This is a genomic window from Nocardia sp. NPDC057663 (genome assembly GCF_042799895.1).
Lineage (GTDB): Bacteria > Actinomycetota > Actinomycetes > Mycobacteriales > Mycobacteriaceae > Nocardia.
Window position 1 is genome coordinate 1 of record NZ_JBHVHX010000019.1, and the last position, 17047, is coordinate 17047.

Sequence of the window (17047 nt, forward strand, 5' to 3'; positions counted from 1 at the left end):
GGTGCCTGACCGGCGGGACACAAGGGGCCGCCGACTCGAGCGCGCCAGCGCTCCAACGACATAGACTCCTCTCATGCTTGCCGAACAGGCCGCTCAGGCGATCGCCGAACGTACGGGAGTGCCGCGCCATCGCGTGGCCGTGGTGCTGGGATCGGGGTGGCAGGAGGCAGCGGCCGAGATCGGCGCGCCGCATGCCTCGATCGCGATGCCGGAGTTACCCGGCTTCGGCAAACCCAGCGCGCAGGGCCACGGCGGCATGGTCCATTCGGTCACCGTCAACGACAACAACGTGCTGCTGCTGATGGGCCGTCAGCATCTGTACGAGGGCTACACGCCCCAGCAGGTGGTGCACCCGGTGACGGCGGCGATCGCGGCAGGCGCCGAGATCGTGCTGCTCACCAATGCCGCGGGCGGGATCAGGCCCGGCCTGCAGGTCGGCGAGCCGGTGCTCATCGCCGACCATCTCAATCTCACCGCGCGCACGCCGCTGGAGGGCGCCCGATTCGTCGACCTGGTCGATGCCTGGGACCCGGAGCTGCGTGCCCTGGCCAGGGAGATCGACCCCAGCTTGACCGAGGGCGTCTACGCGGGCCTGACCGGTCCGCAGTACGAGACGCCCGCCGAGATCCGCATGCTGGCCACGATCGGCGCCGACCTGGTCGGCATGTCGACGGTGCTCGAGGCGATCGAGGCGCGCTCGCGTGGGGCCAGGGTGCTCGGGATCTCGCTGGTCACCAATCTCGCGGCAGGCGTCACCGGTCAGCATCTGTCGCACGCGGAGGTGCTCGCCGAGGGCCAGGCCGCCGCGCCGCGCCTGGGCAAGCTGCTGCGCGGGATCCTGGAGCGCGTGTAGATGCTGCGCTTCGGGACCGCCGGCCTGCGTGGACCGCTGCGCGACGGCCCGGACGGCATGAATGTGACCACGGTGTCGCGGGCGACGGCCGGTGTCGCGGCCTGGCTGCGTGAGCGGTGCCTCGGCGGCGGCGCGGTCGTCGTCGGGCGGGACGCCAGGCACGGTTCGGCCGAGTTCGCCACCGCGACCGCCGAGATCTTCACCGCGGCAGGCTTTCCGGTGACGCTGCTGCCCGATCCGGTGCCGACACCGGTGGTGGCCTTCGCGGTCCGGCAGCTGGGCGCGGTGGCGGGCGTGCAGATCACCGCCTCGCACAATCCGCCCGCCGACAACGGCTACAAGGTGTACCTCGACGGCGGCTCCCAGCTCATCGCGCCCGCCGACACCGAGATCGAGCAGTGCATCGATGCGGCCGTCGAACCTGTTGCGCGGGAATCTGTTTCCCCCTCCGGCGCGGACCTCGTCGACCGCTATCTCGCGCGGGTCGCCGAGCTGCCCGGCGTCCTCGGCGGCGAAGGCGAGCGGGCCGCGGTGCGAATCGCGCTGACCCCGCTGCACGGTGTCGGTGGCGAGCTCGCGGTGCGGGCGCTGGCCGCGGCCGGGTTCACCGACGTGCACGTCGTCGACGAGCAGTTCGCCCCCGACCCCGACTTCCCCACCGTCGCGTTCCCGAATCCCGAGGAGCCCGGCGCGGCCGACCTGCTGCTGGCGCTCGCCGAGCAGGTCGACGCCGATCTGGCCATCGCCCTCGACCCCGATGCCGACCGCTGCGCCCTCGGCATCCCCGGCCCACACGGCTGGCGCATGCTGCGCGGCGACGAAACCGGTGTCCTGCTGGCCGATTACGTCCTCCGCACCGCCACCGCAGACCCCCTGGTCGCCACCACCATCGTCTCCTCGCGCCTGCTCTCGAAGCTGGCCCCGGCGCGGTCGGCCCGCTACGCCGAGACCCTCACCGGCTTCAAATGGCTGGCCAGGGCGGGCGAAGGCCTCGTCTACGCCTACGAGGAAGCCATCGGCCACTGCGTCGACCCCGCGACCGTCCGCGACAAGGACGGCATCTCCGCCGCGGTCTCGGCCGCCGACCTCGTCGCCCTGCGCAAAGCGGACGGCCGCACCCTGCAGGACGAACTCGACTCCTACGCAGTCGAATTCGGCCTGCACGCGGGCGACCAGGTCTCCCTGCGCCTCCCCGACCAGGCGGCGGCCACCAACCTCGCCGCCGCCCTGCGCGCGACTCCACCCAGTGAGATCGCCTGCACTCCGGTGAAATTCACCGACCAGGCCCAGGTCCGCGGCCGCATGCGCACCGACGCCCTGATCTTCGACGCCGACGACTTCCGCATCGTCGTGCGCCCGTCGGGCACCGAACCGAAACTCAAGTGCTATCTGGAGGTCTTCGCCCCCGTCGTCGATGCCACTGCCCTGCCGCCTGCCAGGGCCGAAGCCACCGCCCGCCTCGCCGACCTGGCTGCGTACTGCCGTTCCCTGGCTACAGTGGCTGGGTGACTGCGCGACACTGCACGCATTGCGGCGGAACGGTTCTACGCCCAGGGATGTTCGAAGGGCCGGCGCAGAACGTCTTCCGCGAAACACGCTGGGTGGAGGGCCCGTTCGAACCGGGCCCTTTCGGCGGACGGCGCTCCCGCAATGTGGCACACAACATCGACGTCTTCCGCTGCCTCTCCTGCGATCACCTGGAGCTGTTCGTCGCCCCTGGCAACTGACTCAGCGCGGCCCGAACTGGCGGTCGCCCGCGTCGCCGAGGCCGGGGACGATGTAGGCGTTCTCGTTGAGCTTCTCGTCGATGACGGCGGTGACCAGCCGGACCGGCAGGCCCGAGTCGGCCAGGGCGGCAACGCCTTCGGGGGCGGAGACTACGCAGACCGCGGTGATGTCGGTGGCGCCGCGGGCGACCAGGAGTTCGAGGGTGTAGCGCATCGAGCCGCCGGTGGCGAGCATCGGGTCGAGCACGAAGACGGGCAGGCCGGTCAGGTCGGCGGGCAGCGATTCCAGGTAGGGCACCGGCAGGTGCGTCTCTTCGTCGCGGGCGATGCCGACGAAGCCGACCCTGGCCTGGGGCACGAGTTCGGCGGCGGCATAGACCATCCCGAGGCCGGCGCGCAGCACCGGAACGAGCAGCGGCGGGGCGGCCAGGCGGAAGCCCTCGGTGACCGCCACCGGCGTGTCGATCGGCGCACGCACTACCGGCGCGTCACGCAGCGCCTCGTACATGAGAATGCCGGTGAGGTCGCGCAATGCAGTGCGGAAAGCAGCGTTGTCGGTGCGAACGTCCCGCATGATGCTCAGCAGGGTCGCGGCGAGCGGATGGTCGACGGTGTCGGTGCGCATGAAAAAACGATAGGGTCGCGAGGCGCTCCGGGGTACGACCGCTGGGGATATTTTTTGCGGTCGAGGGAACCGAATGCGGCCTCGGTGCGTCGAAGCAAGTGAGTGACATAGTCTGCCCGGGAACTCGAGGATTGGGGGAAGTTCGATGCGAAAGATGTCGGCCGATGCCGAAGGTATCGTCGCCTATAGCGCGACTGCCGAGGTCATGGCCACCGACCTGGCAGCGGCGGCAGCCGGTTCGATAGCCTCCGACCCCACCCTCCTCGGCCCGATCATGGGCCTGATCGGCAGCGAATTCGTCACCGCCTACGCGGCGGCACACGCGGGCCATGTGGCCGCAATCGGCCAGCTGTCAGCGGTCATGGCGAGCATGGGCGCGGCCACCGCGAGCGCGGCAACCACCCTCGTCGACACCGACCTGAACAACGCGGCCCCGCTCACCTCGGCCGCCGGCGACATCGGTGTCGAGGCATGATCGACCTCAGCGGATTGGCCCAACCGCTCCTCGATCTGCTGTCCAGCTTCGGCACCGGCGTGCTCGGCACCGACGGCGCGTCCGACGGCCTGCGCTCGACGTCGACCAATCTCGACCAGATCTACGAACTCGGTCGCAACAGCATCAACAACGTGAACACCGCGTGGGACGGTATGGCGGTCGACGCCGCCACCTCCAAGGCGCTGCGCGTGCAGACCTCTTCGGCCACCTTGTCCGACACCGGAAACGAGATGGCGACGGTGCTCGATCAGGCCGCGGCCTACGTGGAGACCGGGCAGAAGGATCTCGACACCGTCGTGAATTCCTTCCTCAGCGATGTGTCCGCGCTCAGTCCCACCCTCGGCACTCCCGTCGGCCTGGCCGCCGTGGTGAGCTCGGCGATCGACCACATCGGCCAGGGCCTCGGCGTCGTCAGCCGGGTGCAGGACGAACTGAGCACCCAGACCGCGTCGATCCAGGAACTCACCCCGGCGCCGTCGAGCACCTCGCTGGCGAGCACCTCCACCGGCGCGACCAACCTCGCGTCGTCGGCGTCGAGCCTGCTGTCCACGGCCACGAGCACCGGCGGCTCGGTGCTCAGCGCGGTCTCGTCCGGCCTGTCGAGCGCGATGAGCAGCACGTCGAGCGGCTCGAAGTCGGGCACCAACGGCACCACCAACAACGGCGGCAAGACGTCGACGGGGTCGTCGTCCGGATCGTCGACCGGGTCCGACGGGACCGGCGTCAAGATCACCCTGCCCGACGGCAGCACCGTCGAGGCGCCCAACGAGGAGGCAGCGACCGCGGTCCGCTCCGCGATCAGCGCGGTCGGTACCCCGTACGTGTGGGGCGGCAACAGCCCCGGCTCCGGCATCGACTGCAGCGGGCTCACGCAATACGCCTACGGCGAGGCCGGGGTCGAGCTGCCCCGGCTCGCGCAGGAACAGCACATCGGACATCCTCAGGTATCCCCCGGTGACCTGATGCCGGGCGATCTGGCCGTGTGGGACGGTCACGTCGCCATGGTGGTCGGCAACGGGCAGCTCGTCGAGGCAGGCGACCCGGTCTCGATCAGTTCCATCCGAACGGAGAACATTGGCATGGAGTTCTACGGCTTCTACAGGCCTACCGCATGACCGGCACGCCGATCCCCGAGGTTCCCAATGTGGAGTCCGCGGTCAGCACCAACCGGTCGGGCACGATCTCGGTCCGCGCGACCAGCATGGGCCTGCCGATCGCGATCAAGTTCGAGCGCAGCGAATACCAGTACGGTGCGCAGGCGCTCGCCGATGAGATCCTGCGCCTGACCCGGCGCTCGACCATCGCCGCCGCGGCCCGCCTGCGTGAGATCTACAGCGAGCAGGCCGCCATCCCCGACCAGCTGCTGGACCGGATGAACCTGCCCACCCGGCGCCAGGCGGTCGACGAGCTCGATCGCATCGACGACGCCGACACCGGTCAGACGAGTTGGATGAGGCCACTGTGAGCGCGGAAATGGATGCCCTGGTCGCCGGAGTGACCGGCAAGCTCGAGGCGCTGGAGGCGGCGCTGTACGGGTTGAAGCAGGTCAACGGGCGATTCACCACCGAGGACGGACTGGTCACCGCCGAGGTGAACAGCGACGGCGCACTGGTCGCGTTGTCCCTGGACGAGGGGATCACGGCGCTGCCACCCGCCGAGGCCGCGCAGCTGATCCTGACGGCGTGCAAGCAGGCCACCGAGAGCGCCGGTGCGGCACGTTCCAACATCATTGCGACACTGAACGAATCGCTCGCCGGGTCCGCGCCGCAGGGGTCTGAGCAATTAGCACCCGGGCCGGATAGTGCCCGGCGCTGAAGCTCGATAGGCTTCGCGTCATGGCTTCTGGAGACATCGTCCCGATCGAGCTCGGTCTGACCGATGGCGATCTCGTCACCCTGTGGGCACCGCGCTGGCGCGACGGTGACGACGAGTGGGAGGCGTTCCTCGGTCACGAGGACGACCTCTACGGTTTCGAGTCCGTTGCGGAGCTGGCGGCGTTCATCCGCACCAACTCCGACAACGACCTCGTCGACCACCCCGCCTGGGCGATCATCGCCGGACTCTCGGCCGCCGAGCTGGAGCCGGAAGAGAACTTCAGCTTCGATCTGGTCGCCGTGCCCGAGCTCGCCGCGGGCGATCCGGACGTCGATGTCGTCGGTGAGCTCGAGGACACCCTGGCGATGGTGCGCAACATCGGCGAGGTGTGCGAGCTCGACGTGGTGACCAAGTTCTTCGGGTCGAACCCGGTGCTCGGCGCCCTGGCCAGCGGCGCGAGCACGTTCGTCGGCCGCGACGGCGAAGAGCTGTGGGATCAGGTCGGCGCCGCGATCGTCAAGGGCTGGGACGACGTGCTCGACGCGATCGACAGCGTCGTCAGCACGCCCGAGGTGGACGCGGCCGCGGTCGCGGTCGCCGAGGCCGAGTTGCTGGCCGCCGAGGAGAACGTGGTCGACGCCGACGACGTCGCCGAGGAGGACGAGGAGTTCGAGAACGTCGACCTCGACGCCGAGGACGACGAAGACGAAGACGAGTCGTTCTGGCACGAGGTCGGCATCGACCCGGTCAAGATCGTCACCTCCGACGGCGAGCAGTACACCCTGCGCTGCTACCTCGACGACGAGCCGATCTTCCTCGGCAACGGCCGCACCATCACCGTGTTCGGTTCCGAGCGCGCGCTGGCCCGCTACCTGGCCGACGATCACGAGCACGAGCTCGCCCGGGTCTCCACCTTCGCCGAGGTGCAGACCGCCGCGGTCGACGGTTCGCTCGAGGTCGAGGTGACCGACGAGAACGTCTACGTGCTGACCGGCCTGGTCGACGACCTCGCCGAGGGCCCGGAGGCGGTCGACGTCGAACAGCTCGATCTGGCCGTCGAACTGTTCAGCGACGCCGCCGACTACGCCGACGACGACAGCGTGGAACAGGCGCTGGCGCCGTCGACTCCGCTCGGCTGGTACATCTCCTACCTGCTCAACCCCGACCCGAACCGGATGGCGCCGAACCCGCCGTTCGCCGCCGAGGCGCAGCAGTTCCGCGACTTGCAGCGCGCATTCGAGGCGCGGCTGGTCAGCGAGTAGCAAGGTTCCCGGTGAGTACATGGGTAACTCACCGGGAACGGGCTGACCTGGCGCCGGCGTTACCGGTAGCCGCGTCGCTACCGGTAACGCGCCTGAGTCTGGCCAGAAGTCGCGGAGAGGCGGGACAGCGTCAGCCGAGCAGTACCGCGTAACCCGGCTTGATCACCTCGTCGATGATCTTGAGGCGGTCGGGGAACGGGATGAACGCCGACTTCATGGCGTTGATGGTGAAGCGCTCGAGGTCGCTCCAGCCGTAGCCGAAGGTGTCGACCAGTTTGAGCATCTCCTCGCTCATGGTGGTGTCGCTCATCAGCCGGTTGTCGGTGTTGACGGTGACCCGGAAGCGCAGGCGGGCGAGCAGGTCGAACGGATGCTTGTCCAGCGAGGGCACCGCGCCGGTCTGCACATTCGACGACGGACACAGTTCCAGCGGGACCCGCATGTCGCGCACATAGTTGGCGACCAGGCCGAGCTCGGCGTCCTCGATACCGCCGGGCACGCTGATGTCGTCGGTGATGCGCACGCCGTGGCCGAGCCGATCACAGCCGCAGAACGCGAGCGCCTCGTGGATGGACGGCAGGCCGAACGCCTCACCCGCGTGAATCGTGAAGTGCGCGTGGTTGACTCGCAGATATTCGAACGCGTCGAGGTGCCGGGTGGGCGGGAACCCGGCCTCGGCGCCCGCGATGTCGAAGCCGGCGACGCCGCGATCCCGGAACCGCACCGTCAGCTCGGCGATCTCCCTGGACCTGGCCGCATGCCGCATCGCCGTGAGCAGACACGTCACCCGGATGATGTTGCCCTGCTCGGCGGCGATCGCCTCACCCTCACGGAAGCCCTCGATGGTGTGCTCGACGACCTCGTCGAGGGTGAGCCCCTCCTCCAGGTGCTGCTCGGGCGCGAACCGCACCTCGGCGTAGACCACACCGTCGGCGGCAAGATCGATCGCGCACTCCCTGGCCACCCGCCGCAGCCCCTCCGGGGTCTGCATCACCGCGACCGTGTGGGCGAAGGTTTCCAGATACCGCTCCAGCGATCCGCTGTCGGCGGCGTCGCGGAACCACGCCCCCAAACTCTCCGCGTCGGAAGCGGGCAATTCGTCGTAGCCGCTGTCGGCGGCGAGCTCTAGCACCGTCGCGGGCCGCAGACCACCGTCGAGGTGATCGTGCAGCAAAGCCTTCGGTGCGCGTCGGATCGAAGCAAGGTCAAGGGGCGCCGGTCCAGTCATGTTTAGACGGTAGCCGCACTCGCCGATCCCGGCAGCGAACTACCCGCATGGCAACCGTCTCGTTGACTGCCCGACCCGCAACGGACTAGTACGTGCCACCCCCAGTGCACACGCTGCGGGTCGCCACCTACCGCCCTCCCGGCCCTGACCACAACTTGAATCCGCCATGACCGCACTCCCAACCCCGCACGACCCGACCCCGAGGAGGGTCCGGCCGCGCAACGGCCTCTCATCGGCGGGACATAAGGGGCCGCGAACACGCACGTGCCAGCGCGCCAAAAACGCAGCACCGTTCTGGGACTGCGCACATAAAGCCGCAGCTGACAACGTCAGCCGAGCCGTAGCTGATCAGCCGACACGCCCGAGAACCAGCTCCCCCGGCTTCCCATCCGGCGCAGATTCGATACTCACCACGTCGACGAGCGCGGCCAACGCCCCCACGAACGCTTCCGGGGTGTCGGTGTGCAGGGTGAGCAACGGCTGCCCCTCCACCACGGAATCGCCGGGTTTGGCGTGCATTTCGATACCCGCACCCGCCTGGACCCGTTCCCCCTGACGCGCACGCCCCGCGCCGAGCCGCCAGGCGGCGATGCCGACGCCCATCGCGTCGAGCCGGGTGAGGACGCCGGTGGATTCGGCGCGGACGGTCTCGGTGTGCCGCGCTACCGGCAGCGGAGCGTCGGGATCGCCACCCTGGGCCTGGATCATCGTGCGCCAGTGGTCCATGGCCCGGCCGTCGGCGAGGGCATCGGCGGGGTCGATGTCCAGCCCGGCCTGGGCAACCATCTCGCGGGCGAGGGTGAGGGTCAGTTCGACCACGTCGGCCGGCCCCCCTCCCGCGAGCACCTCCACCGACTCGGCGACTTCGAGCGCGTTGCCCGCGGTCCGGCCGAGCGGGGTGTCCATCGCGGTGAGCAGCGCGACCGTGTTCACGCCCGCGTCGCGGCCCAGCTTGACCATCGCGGACGCCAGTTCCCGCGCACCGTCGAGGGTCTTGAGGAACGCGCCCGACCCGACCTTCACGTCCAGGACCAGCGCCGCCGTGCCCTCGGCGATCTTCTTGCTCATGATCGAGCTGGCGATCAGCGGAATCGACTCGACCGTGCCGGTGACATCGCGCAGCGCGTAGAGCCGCTTGTCGGCCGGCGCCAGATCGGCGCCCGCCGCGCACACCACGGCGCCGATCGCCGGGTCGGCCAGGATCTCGCGCATCCGCGGCACCGTGACGTCGGCCTGCCAGCCGGGGATCGACTCGAGTTTGTCCAGCGTGCCACCGGTGTGGCCGAGTCCGCGGCCCGACAGCTGCGGCACCGCCGCGCCGCAGGCCGCCACCAGCGGGGCCAGCGGCAGGGTGATCTTGTCGCCGACGCCGCCGGTCGAATGCTTGTCGACGGTGGGCCGAGGCAAGTCGGTGAAGTCCATCCGGCTGCCGGAGGCAATCATCGCCGCGGTCCAGCGGGCGGTCTCGCGCCGGGTCATCCCCCGCCAGAGAATCGCCATGGCCAGCGCCGACATCTGCTCGTCGGCCACGCTCCCCCGCGTGAACCCGTCCACCACCCAGTCGATCTGCGCATCCGACAGCTCGCCGCCGTCGCGCTTGACCCTGATGACCGATACCGCATCCAGTGCCGTCATCCGGCCAGTTTGGCACGCAAAAGCCGCCGCGGCGCGGGGACACCGCGGTCATGCGGCCGTTGCCGCCGACGAAGGGGTGGATCGACTCGAACTGGGCGTGCACACCCGTCATCCTGCGGAGAGCCAGGCGTCCCGCTATTTTACCGCTGCCCCGCCGCCAGATCGTCCGGCCCGAACGCATACGGCAGCAGCTCGCTCAGCGCCTTCGGCCCCTCCGCATGAGCGACGAGCAACTCGCCCCCACCGTGCTCGAACAACAGCTGCCTGCACCGCCCACACGGCATGAGGATTTCCCCTCGGGAATCGGTCACCGAGACCGCAATGAGACGCCCGCCACCGGTTGCGAATAAGTTACCGACGAGTACACATTCGGCGCACAGGGTTAGCCCATATGAGACATTTTCCACATTGCAACCGCTCACAATTCGACCGGCCGTCGTGAGAGCTGCCGCACCGACCGGGAAACCCGAGTACGGCGCATAAGCCAAACCCATAGCGTGAATTGCCTTGTCATGCAAGGTATTCCAGTCGATTTCGGGCATCGTGAACCTCCAGCCGATCCCGCCGAACGCGTCGGCAATCAGGCCTCCGCACCAGTATCCGGCATGGAGAAAGGTAAACCTAACTCGGCCGATTCGCACGCAACGCACGGCACGCCGAATTAGTTCCGCGAAACAGAGAGGATTAGAGTCAGCCGAAGATCGGTTCAGGTTCCCGGCGGCGGGCCAGCGCTCGAGAACACAGCGCAGCCACCTGGGCATTTGCCTCTCCACGCACGCCGGCGTCGGATCTGTGACCGGGTCCATCAACGACGTTGGAGGCACCGCACTCTATGACCACGATAGAAGCTCCGGCTCCGGCCCAGCCGAAGCGGAAGAGCCTGTACCGCGGCGACCCCGGCATGTGGTCGTGGGCGCTGCACCGGATCACCGGTGTCACGCTGTTCTTCTTCCTCTTCGTGCACGTGCTGGACACGGCACTGGTTCGGGTGAACCCCGACACCTACGACAACTCCATCGCCATCTACAAGAACCCCATTGTCGCGTTGATGGAGATGGGCCTGGTCGTCGCCGTCCTGTTCCACGCGCTCAACGGCGTCCGGGTCATCCTGGTCGACTTCTGGTCGCAGGGTCCGCGCTTCCAGAAGCAGATGCTGTGGATCGTGCTGGCCATCTGGGTTCTGGTCTCCGCCGCAGGCGTCGGCCGCCAGTTCTTCTACCTGCTGACGGAGCACTGATATGTCTGCACCTGTCCTCGGCAAGTCCTACGATCGCCCGGCCAGCCTCGACGCACCCCGCTCCCCGCGGGCCAAGTCGAACGGCAACTTCGAGAAGTACGCGTGGCTGTTCATGCGTTTCTCCGGCCTGCTGCTGATCATCCTGGTGCTCGGCCACATGTTCATCATGCTGATGATCGACGGTGGCGTGAACCGCCTGAACTTCGCGTTCGTGGCCGGTCGCTGGTCCAGCCCGTTCTGGCAGATCTGGGACCTGTCCATGCTGTGGCTGGCGCAGCTGCACGGCGGCAACGGCCTGCGCACCATCATCGATGACTACTCCCGCAAGGACTCCACCCGGTTCTGGCTCAAGAGCATCCTGGTCATCTCGATGATCCTGGTCGTGAGCGTCGGCACGTACGTCATCTTCACCTTCGACCCCAACATCACCGGTTAGGAACAGGCCACCTCGCATGAGTGAATCCCGTCCGATTCAGGAGCATCGCTACGACGTCGTCATCGTCGGCGCCGGTGGCGCGGGTATGCGCGCGGCGATCGAGGCCGGTCCGCGGGCTCGCACCGCGGTCCTGACCAAGCTGTACCCGACGCGCAGCCACACCGGCGCTGCCCAGGGTGGCATGTGCGCCGCGCTGGCCAACGTCGAAGAAGACAACTGGGAATGGCACACCTTCGACACCGTCAAGGGTGGTGACTACCTGGTCGACCAGGACGCCGCGGAGATCATGGCCAAGGAGGCCATCGACGCGGTCATGGACCTGGAGAAGATGGGCCTGCCGTTCAACCGCACGCCCGAGGGCAAGATCGACCAGCGTCGTTTCGGTGGCCACACCCGTGACCACGGCAAGGCGCCCGTGCGTCGCGCGTGTTATGCCGCCGACCGCACCGGTCACATGATCCTGCAGACGCTCTACCAGAACTGCGTCAAGCACGACGTCGAGTTCTACAACGAGTTCTACGTGCTCGACCTGGTGATGACCGACACCGAGCGTGGCCCCGTCGCCACCGGCGTCGTCGCCTACGAGCTGTCCACCGGCGAGATCCACGTCTTCCACGCGAAGTCGATCGTGTTCGCCACCGGCGGCTCGGGCCGCATGTACAAGACCACCTCGAACGCGCACACGCTGACCGGCGACGGCATGGCGATCGTGTTCCGCAAGGGCCTGCCGCTCGAGGACATGGAGTTCCACCAGTTCCACCCGACAGGCCTCGCCGGCCTGGGCATCCTCATCTCCGAGGCGGTCCGTGGTGAGGGTGGCATCCTGCGCAACGCCTCCGGTGAGCGCTTCATGGAGCGCTACGCCCCCACCATCAAGGACCTCGCGCCGCGTGACATCGTCGCCCGCTCGATGGTGCTCGAGGTGCTCGAGGGCCGTGGCGCCGGGCCGAACAAGGACTACGTCTACATCGACGTGACCCACCTCGGCGAGGACGTGCTCGAGGAGAAGCTGCCCGACATCACCGAGTTCGCACGCACCTACCTGGGCGTCGACCCGGTCAAGGAGCTCGTGCCGGTCATGCCGACCTGCCACTACGTGATGGGCGGTATCCCCACCCGCATCCGTGGCGAGGTGCTGCGCAACAACACCGACGTGGTCCCCGGCCTCTACGCCGCCGGTGAGTGCGCGTGCGTCTCCGTGCACGGCGCGAACCGTCTCGGCACCAACTCGCTGCTGGACATCAACGTGTTCGGCCGGCGCGCCGGTATCGCGGCCGCCGAGTACGCCCAGCGCACCGAGTTCGTCGAGATGCCGGAGAACCCGGCGCAGATGGTGCAGGACTGGCTGTCGCTGATCCTGTCCGACCACGGCAACGAGCGCGTGGCCGACATCCGCACCGAGCTGCAGTACTCGATGGACATGAACGCCGCGGTGTTCCGCACCGAGGACACCCTCAAGCAGGCCCTCACCGACATCCACGCGCTCAAGGAGCGCTACACCCGGATCACGGTGCAGGACAAGGGCAAGCGCTACAACAGCGACCTGCTCGAGGCCGTCGAGCTCGGCTTCCTGCTCGAGCTCGCCGAGGTCACCGTCGTCGGCGCGCTCAACCGCAAGGAATCGCGTGGTGGCCACGCCCGCGACGACTACCCGGACCGTGACGACGTGAACTTCATGCGGCACACGATGGCTTACAAGGAGGGCCCGGAGCTCATCTCCGAGATCCGCCTCGACTTCAAGCCGGTGGTGCAGACCCGCTACGAGCCGATGGAGCGTAAGTACTGATGACTGCTGTAGCCGAACCCACCACGCAGAAGCCGGCCCCCGTTCCCGAGGGCTCGGTCATGGTCACCGTCAAGGTGGCCCGGTTCAGCACCGAGAACGACAAGGGCGCGTACTGGGATTCGTTCCAGGTGCCGGTCCTGTCGACCGACCGCTTCCTCAACGTGCTGATCTACATCAAGTCCTACCTGGACGGCACCCTCACCTTCCGGCGTTCCTGCGCCCACGGTGTGTGCGGTTCGGACGCGATGCGGATCAACGGTGTGAACCGGCTGGCCTGCAAGGTGCTGATGAAGGACATGCTGCCCAAGGGCGACAAGCACCTCACCATGACCGTCGAGCCGATCCGCGGCCTGCCGGTGGAGAAGGACCTCGTCGTCGACATGGAGCCGTTCTTCGACGCCTTCCGTGCCGTCAAGCCGTACCTGATCACCTCGGGTAACGAGCCCACCCGCGAGCGCATCCAGAGCCAGCACGACCGCGCCCGCTTCGACGACACCACCAAGTGCATCCTGTGCGCCTGCTGCACCACCTCCTGCCCCGTGTATTGGAGCGACGGCAGCTACTTCGGCCCGGCCGCGATCGTGAACGCCCACCGCTTCATCTTCGACAGCCGCGACGAAGGCGCCCGCGAGCGCCTCGACATCCTCAACGACGTCGAGGGCGTGTGGCGCTGCCGCACCACCTTCAACTGCACCGACGCGTGCCCCCGTGGCATCGAGGTCACCAAGGCCATCCAGGAAGTCAAGCGGGCCCTGCTCTTCACCCGCTGACCTCCCCCGGTCCGGCAAAGGCCGCCTCCATCGAAAGATGAAGGCGGCCTTCGCCGTTTCCGGAGTTCCTACCGGTAGTGGGAGGCCGCATCGAGGACGGCGGAGCGGTAGGTGCGGCCGAAGAGGATGGCGTGGGCCAGGAGCAGGGTGAGGTTGTGGAGGGGGATGCGGGATTGCCAGTCGGGTGCGAGGGGGTGGATGTCGTTGTAGGCGGCGACGATTCGGGGGAAGTGGGGGGCGCCGCCGAAGAGGGTGAGGGTGGCGAGGTCGGTTTCGCGGTGGCCGCCGTGGGCGGCGGGGTCGATGAGCCAGGGGGTGTCGGCTCGGCCCCAGACGATGTTGCCGGGCCACAGGTCGCCGTGGATGCGGGACGGGGGCTCGGGTGGGGCTTCGATGTGGATCGATTCGACGGTGGTGGCGTCGGCGGGGTCGAGGGCGCCCGCGTCGACGGCGAGTTTCAGGTACGGGAGGATGCGGTGCTCGCGATACCAGGTCGACCAGTCGTCGCCGGGGCTGTTGTCCAGCGGGAGGCCACCGAGGAAACCGTCGGCCGGGGCGCCGAAAGCCGGGGCGCCTGCGCGGTGGGTGCGGGCGAGGCCCGCGCCGAACCGTTCGGCGGCAGCGCGACTCGGCTCGGCGTGCTCGATCCACTCCATCAGCAGCAGTTCGCCGGTGGCCGCGTACACCTCGGGTACCGCGACACCGTCCGCGTCGCGTAGCCAGCGCAGACCGGCCGCCTCGGCGGCGAAGAGCCCGGTGGGGGCGGGCTGGGTCTCGCCGGTCGGCGCGGCCGACGCACCACCCGGCCAGGTCTTGAGGAACAGATGCGTCCCGTCGTCGAGCACGATCCGTTCGGCGACGCTGATCGAGCCGCCCGTGACAGGCGTCGTTCGCAAGCGCTGATGCGCGAGGAAGGTCGGCAGCAGATGCGGGTTCGCGCGCAGAAACGGCAGGTCCACGCGGCCATCTTGCCCAGCCGGCGGCGATCGCGGCCGGCGAACCGCCCGAATGCCTCGGCACTTATTTGTAAACAGGTATTAGTAAACGCTGTTCATAAAGAGCCCCGGCGTGGTTTCATCATCAGGAACGTGTTCCACATCACGTTCATGACGTCCGCGCACCGGACCGGAGGAGACAGCCGTGACCAGCACAAACATTCCTGCGGGGTTCGATTTCACCGATCCCGATCTGCTCGCCAGCCGATTGCCGATCGAGGAGTTCGCCGAGTTGCGGCGGACGGCGCCGGTCTGGTGGTGCGCGCAGCCGGACCGGGCCAGCGGCTTCGACGACGGTGGCTACTGGGTGGTGTCCAAGCTGGCCGACATCAAGGAGATCTCGAAGAATCCCGACGACTTCTCCTCGCACGAGAACACCGCCATCATCCGGTTCAACGAGGAGACCACCCGCGAGCAGATCGACATGCTCGGCAACATGCTGATGCTGAATCTGGATCCGCCGCAGCACACCAAGATCCGGCGGATCGTGTCCAAGGGGTTCACCCCGCGCGCGGTGGAGAATCTGCGGGCGGCGCTCACCGAGCGGGCCGAGCGGATCGTGTGGGAGGCCAAGAAGTCGGGGCGGGGTGACTTCGTCGAGCAGGTCGCCTGCGAACTGCCGCTGCAGGCCATCGCCGAGCTGATCGGCGTGCCGCAGGAAGACCGGATGAAGCTGTTCGACTGGACCAATCAGATGATCTCCTACGACGATCCGGAGTTCGAGGGCAATCACCACACCGCGACGGCGGAGGTGATGGGCTATGCCTGGAACATGGCCGAGCAGCGGCGCGGTTGCCCGGCGGCCGACATCGTCACCCAGCTGGTCAACGCCGACGTCGACGGCGAGCACCTCGGCTCGGACGAGTTCGCCTTCTTCGTCATCCTGCTCGCCGTCGCGGGCAACGAGACCACCCGCAACTCGATCACCCACGGCATGAAGGCCTTCGTCGACAACCCCGACCAGTGGGAGCTCTACAAGGATCAGCGCCCGCGCACCGCGCCGGACGAGATCGTGCGCTGGGCTACGCCGGTGACCGCGTTCCAGCGGACCGCCACCCGGGATCTGGAACTCGGCGGTCAGCAGATCAAGAAGGGCCAGCGGATCGGATTGTTCTACAGCTCGGCCAATTTCGACGAAGAGGCCTTCGCCAACCCCTTCGAGTTCGATGTGCTGCGCAACCCCAACCCGCACGTCGGCTTCGGCGGCACCGGCACGCACTACTGTGTCGGGGCCAATCTCGCCCGCCTCGAGATCGACCTGATGTTCAATGCCATCGCCGACGCGATGCCGAACCTGCGCCAGGTCGCCGATCCAGTGCGACTGCGCAGCGGCTGGCTCAACGGCATCAAGCGCTGGGAAGTCGAATACGCTTGAACCGACATGTGATCGAGGGGGTGGCCGGGTGACGGGCAAGGCGCGTGGCCGTGCGCCGGTGGTGACCGATGCCGACATCCGGCGGGTCTCGCGGGCGCTGCTGGCCGAGCAGGGTCCGGACGCGGTCACCCTGCGGGCGATCGCCCGCGAACTCGGGGTCACCGCGCCCGCGCTGTACCGGCACTACGCCTCGCGCGACGAGTTGATCGAGCGGATGCGGGTCGAGTTCTGCGCCGATCTGGCCGAATACCTCTCCGCCGAGATCGAACCGCTGCCCGATGACGGTGCGGTGCAGTTCCTGGCCATCTGCCGGGGTTTCCGGCGGTGGGCGCTGGCGAACCCCAGGGAGTTCACCCTGGTGTTCGCCTCGCCCACCTCGGGCCGGTCGATGATGCGCCGCTTCGACGAGCCCTTCGGCCGGATCTTCCTCGCCGCCGCGGGCAGGCTGCTGGCCGGCTTCGAGATCGCGACCCCGCCGGGCGAGACCATCCCCGCCGAACTCCGCAACGACCTCATCGGTTTCCAGACCGAACTGCTCGCCATGCTCTCGGAGTCCGGGCAGAAGTTCCCGGCCGAGAAACTGGACCTGGGCGTCACGTACCTGATGGTGCAGATCTGGGCCCGGCTGTTCGGCCACGTCACCCTCGAGGTCTTCGGGAACTACCCCATCCCGCTGGCCGACCCGGAGATCATGTTCGACGCCATGCTCGCCGACCTCGCGCGCACCACCGGTTTCGCCGGCTGAAGGTCCTGGTCACGAGGCCACCGCCACGGACGTCTCGACTCTGTCGGTGCGGTGGGTCAAGA

Annotated in this window: 19 protein-coding genes; 14 read left to right on the forward strand and 5 right to left on the reverse strand. The window is 68.1% G+C overall.

Features of this window, described 5'->3' with window-relative positions; genetic code table 11:
* The first annotated feature begins 73 nt into the window (after positions 1–73).
* From ACFVAV_RS28370 to ACFVAV_RS28380, 3 genes are read left to right on the forward strand one after another with little or no spacing between them, the layout of a single operon-like run.
* On the forward strand, positions 74–853 hold the full coding sequence (locus ACFVAV_RS28370) for a purine-nucleoside phosphorylase (protein ID WP_379038576.1): 780 nt from the start codon (positions 74–76) through the stop codon (positions 851–853).
* Positions 854–2362 (forward strand): phospho-sugar mutase, encoded by a 1509-nt coding sequence (locus tag ACFVAV_RS28375; RefSeq protein ID WP_379038577.1) that lies wholly within the window; start codon positions 854–856, stop codon positions 2360–2362.
* A gap of 47 nt (positions 2363–2409) precedes the next feature.
* Positions 2410–2580 carry a hypothetical protein gene (locus tag ACFVAV_RS28380; protein WP_379038578.1) on the forward strand — a complete coding sequence of 57 codons (171 nt, stop codon included), beginning with the start codon at positions 2410–2412 and terminating at the stop codon, positions 2578–2580.
* A 1-nt stretch (position 2581) separates the two neighbouring features.
* Here the strand turns inward: ACFVAV_RS28380 and upp are convergent, their stop codons facing one another.
* The gene (gene upp / locus ACFVAV_RS28385; RefSeq protein WP_379038579.1) at positions 2582–3205 is read right to left on the reverse strand and encodes a uracil phosphoribosyltransferase; all 624 of its coding nucleotides are present in this window, start codon (positions 3203–3205) and stop codon (positions 2582–2584) included.
* Positions 3206–3350: 145 nt separating this feature from the next.
* Between upp and ACFVAV_RS28390 the strand changes: the two genes are divergently transcribed.
* From ACFVAV_RS28390 to ACFVAV_RS28410, 5 genes are read left to right on the forward strand one after another with little or no spacing between them, the layout of a single operon-like run.
* Positions 3351–3680 (forward strand): hypothetical protein, encoded by a 330-nt coding sequence (locus ACFVAV_RS28390; RefSeq protein ID WP_379038580.1) that lies wholly within the window; start codon positions 3351–3353, stop codon positions 3678–3680.
* Positions 3677–4816 carry a C40 family peptidase gene (locus ACFVAV_RS28395; RefSeq protein ID WP_379038582.1) on the forward strand — a complete coding sequence of 380 codons (1140 nt, stop codon included), beginning with the start codon at positions 3677–3679 and terminating at the stop codon, positions 4814–4816. The genes ACFVAV_RS28390 and ACFVAV_RS28395 overlap by 4 nt, the downstream gene beginning before the upstream one ends.
* A complete protein-coding gene (locus ACFVAV_RS28400) occupies positions 4813–5166 on the forward strand; it encodes a hypothetical protein (RefSeq protein WP_379038583.1) in 354 nt (117 codons plus the stop codon). The genes ACFVAV_RS28395 and ACFVAV_RS28400 overlap by 4 nt, the downstream gene beginning before the upstream one ends.
* Positions 5163–5516 carry a YbaB/EbfC family nucleoid-associated protein gene (locus ACFVAV_RS28405; RefSeq protein WP_379038584.1) on the forward strand — a complete coding sequence of 118 codons (354 nt, stop codon included), beginning with the start codon at positions 5163–5165 and terminating at the stop codon, positions 5514–5516. The genes ACFVAV_RS28400 and ACFVAV_RS28405 overlap by 4 nt, the downstream gene beginning before the upstream one ends.
* Before the next feature lie 20 nt (positions 5517–5536).
* Complete coding sequence (locus tag ACFVAV_RS28410; RefSeq protein ID WP_379038585.1) at positions 5537–6778, forward strand: primosomal protein; 1242 nt, start codon at positions 5537–5539, stop codon at positions 6776–6778.
* 130 nt (positions 6779–6908) lie between these two features.
* Here ACFVAV_RS28410 and ACFVAV_RS28415 read toward each other — a convergent pair whose 3' ends face one another.
* The 3 genes from ACFVAV_RS28415 to ACFVAV_RS28425 all read right to left on the reverse strand — a co-directional run bounded on the left by ACFVAV_RS28415 (position 6909) and on the right by ACFVAV_RS28425 (position 10183).
* Positions 6909–8006 carry an adenosine deaminase gene (locus ACFVAV_RS28415; protein WP_379038586.1) on the reverse strand — a complete coding sequence of 366 codons (1098 nt, stop codon included), beginning with the start codon at positions 8004–8006 and terminating at the stop codon, positions 6909–6911.
* 348 nt (positions 8007–8354) lie between these two features.
* The gene (locus ACFVAV_RS28420) at positions 8355–9641 is read right to left on the reverse strand and encodes a thymidine phosphorylase (protein ID WP_379038587.1); all 1287 of its coding nucleotides are present in this window, start codon (positions 9639–9641) and stop codon (positions 8355–8357) included.
* A gap of 140 nt (positions 9642–9781) precedes the next feature.
* Complete coding sequence (locus tag ACFVAV_RS28425; protein ID WP_379038589.1) at positions 9782–10183, reverse strand: cytidine deaminase; 402 nt, start codon at positions 10181–10183, stop codon at positions 9782–9784.
* A 290-nt stretch (positions 10184–10473) separates the two neighbouring features.
* Between ACFVAV_RS28425 and sdhC the strand changes: the two genes are divergently transcribed.
* From sdhC to ACFVAV_RS28445, 4 genes are read left to right on the forward strand one after another with little or no spacing between them, the layout of a single operon-like run.
* A complete protein-coding gene (gene sdhC, locus ACFVAV_RS28430; protein WP_379038591.1) occupies positions 10474–10878 on the forward strand; it encodes a succinate dehydrogenase, cytochrome b556 subunit in 405 nt (134 codons plus the stop codon).
* Between the two features lies 1 nt (position 10879).
* Positions 10880–11314 (forward strand): succinate dehydrogenase hydrophobic membrane anchor subunit, encoded by a 435-nt coding sequence (locus ACFVAV_RS28435; protein WP_379038592.1) that lies wholly within the window; start codon positions 10880–10882, stop codon positions 11312–11314.
* Positions 11315–11330: 16 nt separating this feature from the next.
* Complete coding sequence (gene sdhA / locus ACFVAV_RS28440) at positions 11331–13100, forward strand: succinate dehydrogenase flavoprotein subunit (protein ID WP_379038593.1); 1770 nt, start codon at positions 11331–11333, stop codon at positions 13098–13100.
* Complete coding sequence (locus tag ACFVAV_RS28445) at positions 13100–13870, forward strand: succinate dehydrogenase iron-sulfur subunit (protein WP_379038594.1); 771 nt, start codon at positions 13100–13102, stop codon at positions 13868–13870. The genes sdhA and ACFVAV_RS28445 overlap by 1 nt, the downstream gene beginning before the upstream one ends.
* A 68-nt stretch (positions 13871–13938) precedes the next feature.
* Here ACFVAV_RS28445 and ACFVAV_RS28450 read toward each other — a convergent pair whose 3' ends face one another.
* Entirely contained in the window at positions 13939–14829 is an 891-nt protein-coding gene (locus ACFVAV_RS28450; protein WP_379038595.1) for a fructosamine kinase family protein, read from the reverse strand.
* Positions 14830–15010: 181 nt separating this feature from the next.
* Between ACFVAV_RS28450 and ACFVAV_RS28455 the strand changes: the two genes are divergently transcribed.
* Both ACFVAV_RS28455 and ACFVAV_RS28460 read left to right on the forward strand, forming a co-directional pair.
* The gene (locus ACFVAV_RS28455; protein WP_379038596.1) at positions 15011–16240 is read left to right on the forward strand and encodes a cytochrome P450; all 1230 of its coding nucleotides are present in this window, start codon (positions 15011–15013) and stop codon (positions 16238–16240) included.
* Between the two features lie 28 nt (positions 16241–16268).
* On the forward strand, positions 16269–16985 hold the full coding sequence (locus ACFVAV_RS28460) for a TetR/AcrR family transcriptional regulator (protein ID WP_379038597.1): 717 nt from the start codon (positions 16269–16271) through the stop codon (positions 16983–16985).
* Positions 16986–17047 lie beyond the last annotated feature (62 nt).

What these genes read in the sequence shown, in the direction of transcription:
- ACFVAV_RS28375 (WP_379038577.1), top strand. Translation starts at nt 854, where the DNA reads ATGCTGCGCTTCGGGACCGCCGGCCTGCGTGGACCGCTGCGCGACGGC.
- ACFVAV_RS28425 (WP_379038589.1), bottom strand. Translation starts at nt 10,183, where the DNA reads ATGCCCGAAATCGACTGGAATACCTTGCATGACAAGGCAATTCACGCT.
- ACFVAV_RS28415 (WP_379038586.1), bottom strand. Translation starts at nt 8,006, where the DNA reads ATGACTGGACCGGCGCCCCTTGACCTTGCTTCGATCCGACGCGCACCG.
- ACFVAV_RS28420 (WP_379038587.1), bottom strand. Translation starts at nt 9,641, where the DNA reads ATGACGGCACTGGATGCGGTATCGGTCATCAGGGTCAAGCGCGACGGC.
- ACFVAV_RS28445 (WP_379038594.1), top strand. Translation starts at nt 13,100, where the DNA reads ATGACTGCTGTAGCCGAACCCACCACGCAGAAGCCGGCCCCCGTTCCC.
- ACFVAV_RS28435 (WP_379038592.1), top strand. Translation starts at nt 10,880, where the DNA reads ATGTCTGCACCTGTCCTCGGCAAGTCCTACGATCGCCCGGCCAGCCTC.
- ACFVAV_RS28400 (WP_379038583.1), top strand. Translation starts at nt 4,813, where the DNA reads ATGACCGGCACGCCGATCCCCGAGGTTCCCAATGTGGAGTCCGCGGTC.
- ACFVAV_RS28390 (WP_379038580.1), top strand. Translation starts at nt 3,351, where the DNA reads ATGCGAAAGATGTCGGCCGATGCCGAAGGTATCGTCGCCTATAGCGCG.
- upp (WP_379038579.1), bottom strand. Translation starts at nt 3,205, where the DNA reads ATGCGCACCGACACCGTCGACCATCCGCTCGCCGCGACCCTGCTGAGC.
- ACFVAV_RS28380 (WP_379038578.1), top strand. Translation starts at nt 2,410, where the DNA reads ATGTTCGAAGGGCCGGCGCAGAACGTCTTCCGCGAAACACGCTGGGTG.
- ACFVAV_RS28370 (WP_379038576.1), top strand. Translation starts at nt 74, where the DNA reads ATGCTTGCCGAACAGGCCGCTCAGGCGATCGCCGAACGTACGGGAGTG.
- sdhA (WP_379038593.1), top strand. Translation starts at nt 11,331, where the DNA reads ATGAGTGAATCCCGTCCGATTCAGGAGCATCGCTACGACGTCGTCATC.
- ACFVAV_RS28395 (WP_379038582.1), top strand. Translation starts at nt 3,677, where the DNA reads ATGATCGACCTCAGCGGATTGGCCCAACCGCTCCTCGATCTGCTGTCC.
- sdhC (WP_379038591.1), top strand. Translation starts at nt 10,474, where the DNA reads ATGACCACGATAGAAGCTCCGGCTCCGGCCCAGCCGAAGCGGAAGAGC.
- ACFVAV_RS28410 (WP_379038585.1), top strand. Translation starts at nt 5,537, where the DNA reads ATGGCTTCTGGAGACATCGTCCCGATCGAGCTCGGTCTGACCGATGGC.